This is a genomic window from Streptomyces sp. NPDC054956 (assembly GCF_053609185.1).
The window spans coordinates 1-4,041 of sequence record NZ_JBSGXB010000289.1; the positions used below are offsets into that span (position 1 = coordinate 1).

A 4,041-nucleotide genomic window follows, 5' to 3' on the forward strand; every position below is an offset into this window, starting at 1 on the left:
GCGCGCGCCCGCACGTCGAGCCCTCCCGGTTCGCGCTCCGGGACGCCATCGGCGAATCCCTCGCCGGGATCCTCCAGCGTCCGGCCCGCTCCGCGCTGACCGCGCTCGGCACCGTGCTCGGGGTCGGCGCCTTCGTCGCGGTCCTCGGACTGACCGTCACCACCGCGTCCCGGATCGACGGCCGCTTCGACCTGCTGACCGCGACCGAGGTCACCGTCGAGGACATCGCGTACGCGCAGGACGAGTTCGCCGGCCCGGGCTTCCCCGCGGACGCCGACGCCCGGATCGGGCGCCTGGGCGGGGTCCGCCACGCCGGTGTCTACTTCACCGTCCGCCTCGCCCCCGGGGCCGGTGTCCGGGCCGCGCCGGTCGGCGGGTCCGGGGGGCCGGAGCGGATCGAGGTGGTCGCCGCCTCTCCCGGCGCGCTGCTCGCCGCCGGGCCGCGGCTGTCCCGGGGCCGACTGTACGACGAGTACCACTCCGGCACCCGCCAGCGGGTGGCCCTGCTCGGCGCGAGCACCGCCGCCCGGCTCGGGATCACCACGCTGGACACCCTGCCCGCCGTCTTCATCGGCGACGAGCCGTTCACCGTGATCGGCATCATCGAGGACGTGGAGCGCAAGGCCGATCTCCTGCTGTCGGTCGTCGTCCCCCGCAGCACCGCGGAGGAGGTCTGGGGCGCGCCGAAGGGCACCGGCACGACGATGCTGATCGCGACGGCGCCCGGAGCGGCGCAGCAGGTGGCCCGGCTCGCGCCGACCGCGCTGCGGCCCGACCACCCCGAGTACCTGAGGGCCGTACCGCCGCCGGATCCCAGGACCCTGCGGTCCGGGGTGACTTCGGACCTGGAGCGGCTCTTCCTCGTACTGGCCGGGATCTGCCTGGTCATCGGCGCCGTCGGGATCGCCAACACCACCCTCGTCGCGGTCCTGGAGCGCACCGGGGAGATCGGCCTGCGCAGGGCGCTCGGTGCGCGGCGCCGGCACGTCACCCTCCAGTTCCTGGTCGAATCCGGGGCGCTCGGATCGCTCGGCGGGCTGGTGGGAACCTCGCTGGGGACGGCCACGGTGGTGGTCGTGGCGCTCGTACGGGAATGGACCCCGGTCATCCACCCGGCCACGGTCGCGGCGGCCCCGCTCCTGGGCCTGGCCACGGGTGTCCTGGCCGGTCTCTACCCCGCCTGGCGCGCCGCCCGCATCGAACCGGCGGAGGCCCTGCGCCGGTGACCGCGCCCCGGCGCGCACCCGGCCGGCGCCCCGTCGGAGTCAGGCAGTGCCCTTCGCTAGCATCCCGGGTGTGACCGGTATCGACGTAGTCCTCCTGACCATGAACGACCGTCCCGACGAGGAGGCGGCCGCCGTCCGGACGCTGCTCGCGCAGGAGGACGTCGACCTCAACGTGGTCGTCGTCGGCAACGGCTGCCGCCCTTCGCTGGAGGTGGCCGGTGCCACCGTCGTCCCGCTTCCGGAGAACCTCGGCATCCCCGAGGGCCGCAACCGCGGGGCTCTGGCCGTGCGGGACGCGGGCAGCGAGTTCGTCTTCTTCCTCGACAACGACGCCTCCTTCCCCCGGCCCGACGTGCTGTCCCGGCTGGTGGCCGAGGCCCGCCGGCACCCCGGGGCCGCGTACGTCCAGCCGCGGCTGACCGGCCCGGACGACCGCACGACGCCGCGCCGCTGGGTTCCCCGCCTGCGCAAGGGCGATCCGGGGCGGCCGGGCACCATCGCCACCATGACCGAAGGCGTGGTCATGGTCCGCCGGGAGGCCTTCGACTCCGCCGGGGGCTGGCCCGACTTCTTCCTGTACCACGAGGGCATCGACCTGGCGTACCGGCTGTGGGACCAGGGCGGCACCGGCTGGTACGCGGCCGACGTCCGGATGCACCACCCGGTGACCAGCCCGACCCGGCACGCGCTCTTCCACCGGCTGGCCGCCCGCAACCGGGTCTGGCTCGCCTACCGGAACCTGCCGGGCCTCCTCATCCCGCCCTACCTCGGGATCTGGACGGCCGTCACCGCGCTACGGAGTCTGCGGGGCGGCGGGCGGCGGGAGTCGCTCCAGGGGCTGAGGGAGGGCTGGGCGAGCCGTCACGACCAGGTGCGCCGCCCGATGCGCTGGCGCACCGTACTGCGCCTCACCGCCGCGGGCCGGCCGCCGGTCCTCTGAGGGACCCGGACGGGCGCGGGAACGGCGAACTGTTCTTTTCCCATGGGGAGTTGGCAGGACGTACTATGCGTGGGCCCCGCCCGTCCGCGAGCGGGGCCACAACCGAATGCGTGCACAGCTGGGGGAAGCCGGTGGGAATCCGGCGCTGACCTGCAACCGTGAACGGCGCCCGGCGCGCCGCCAGTCGGAACACCCGAAGTGCCACGCGAACCCCTTCCCACTGTCATGGACTGCAGCGTGAAGAAAGGCTCCTCCGCCATGCGAAAGACCCTCGTAGGCCGCGCCGTGATCACCGCGACGGCCCTCTGCCTCGCACTCGCCACCGCACCGGCCGTGGCCCAGGCCCGGCCGGTGCCGGACACGAACGCACGCATCAAGGTCACTCTGACCGTGCAGGGGCCCGACGGGCCGCTGTTCAAGGGCAAGGTCAGGACCAGGGGCCACGACGTGACCACCCCGACCGGCGGCACGCACACGTGCGACGGCACCAACGGCGCGGCGAACCCGTCCAAGGTTCCGACGCCGACCGCCGCGCTCGACGACGCCGCCCGCGAGAAGCAGTTCACCTGGGACGGCACCTGGTACGCGTCCTTCGACGACTTCTCCGTCGACACCATCAAGAAGGTCGGCGGCGGCGGTTCCGCCTACTGGAACATATCGGTGAACGGCACGCCGACCCCGGTGGGCGGCTGCCAGTTCAAGCTGAAGGCGGGCGACCAGGTGGCCTTCACCTGGACCTCGTTCTGATCCACCTGCCGTCCTTCCGATCCGCTGCCGGGCCTCCCCGGCGGGCCGCGTCGTACGCCGTGAGGGCGGCCGCCAGGTGGCGTGCGTCGGCCGGATCGGTGGCGTCGCGGCCCGTGAGCAGCCGGATCCGGCCGAGCCGGTAGGTCAGGGTGTTGCGGTGGACGGTGAGGGCGTCGGCCGCCTCGGTGCGCCGGTAGCCGGATCCGATGAACTCCCGCAGCGTGGCGATCAGATGGGGCTGGCCGTCGAGGGGTTCGAGGGTGCGGGCGAGGGCGTCGCGGGCGGGCCCCGGCCGCACCAGCTGGTACTCGACCGCCAGGTCGGCCAGCCGGTAGAGCCCCGGGGAGCGGCCCAGGTCCTCCGCCAGGGACAGGACTTCGGAGGCTTCCGCCTGGGCGGCCGGGATCGCGGCGTGCTCCTCGGCGGTGGCGGCCGCCGCCGTGCAGCGCAGTTCGGCGGCCGCGTCGAGCCGGGCGAGCAGCCGCGGCGTCGCGCCGTCCTGTCCGAGCGGGACGAGCAGCACTCCCCCGTCGCCCTTGAAGGTGGCCAACACCTCGGGGTTGCGGTCCAGTTCGGAGCGGACGGCCCGCAGGATGCGGGTCGTCGCGCTGCCGGGGGCTTCCGGGAGCCGCAGGACGACCACCTCGTACCCCTCGGCGAGGGTGCGCCCGTACCGCTCGGCCGCGCGCCGGGCCGGGCGCCCGGCGAGCAGGACCCCGGCGAGGTTGCGGCCGTGTTCGCGCTGTTCCCAGTCGAGGTCGGCCTGCTCCCTGAGGTAGGCCTCGGCGACCTTGGGCATGACCTCGCCGAGGAACGCGAGCAGGCCGGTGACCAGTGCGTACGGGTCCTCGGCGGGCTCCGGTCCGGCCATCGCGAGTTCCCAGGCCTGGCGGGCGCCGATGGGGTAGACCCGTAGCACGGCCTCCAGGGGGACGCCGTCCCTGGCCCGTTCGGCGCCCCAGGCGACGGGTGCGGCCAGTTCGTGTTCGGCCGGCGGGCGCCCTTCGGCGACGGTGGTGAGGAACAGCCTCAGCACGGCTTCGGTGTTCGCGACGAGATCGCCGCCGAGGATGCTGTCGGGCAGCAGCCGGTAGGCGGGGATGGCGGTGGTCAGGCGGGCCACGGTGG

The 4,041-nt window shown here is 74.4% G+C and carries 4 protein-coding genes and 1 riboswitch; of the genes, 3 read left to right on the forward strand and 1 reads right to left on the reverse strand.

Annotated features, from left to right (window positions below):
- The 3 genes from ACWGDE_RS31380 to ACWGDE_RS31390 form a co-directional block, all read left to right on the forward strand.
- Positions 1–1,226, forward strand: a 1,226-nt coding sequence (locus ACWGDE_RS31380) for an ABC transporter permease (RefSeq protein ID WP_453392420.1), incomplete at its 5' end; no start/stop codon positions are given.
- A 70-nt stretch (positions 1,227–1,296) separates the two neighbouring features.
- The gene (locus tag ACWGDE_RS31385; RefSeq protein WP_453392421.1) at positions 1,297–2,166 is read left to right on the forward strand and encodes a glycosyltransferase family 2 protein; all 870 of its coding nucleotides are present in this window, start codon (positions 1,297–1,299) and stop codon (positions 2,164–2,166) included.
- 121 nt (positions 2,167–2,287) lie between these two features.
- Positions 2,288–2,361, forward strand: a riboswitch (cobalamin riboswitch).
- Between the two features lie 63 nt (positions 2,362–2,424).
- On the forward strand, positions 2,425–2,913 hold the full coding sequence (locus ACWGDE_RS31390) for a DUF4430 domain-containing protein (protein WP_453392422.1): 489 nt from the start codon (positions 2,425–2,427) through the stop codon (positions 2,911–2,913).
- Here the strand turns inward: ACWGDE_RS31390 and ACWGDE_RS31395 are convergent.
- A partial coding sequence (locus ACWGDE_RS31395; RefSeq protein WP_453392423.1) for a PucR family transcriptional regulator occupies positions 2,894–4,041 on the reverse strand: 1,148 nt, incomplete at its 5' end. The genes ACWGDE_RS31390 and ACWGDE_RS31395 overlap by 20 nt on opposite strands.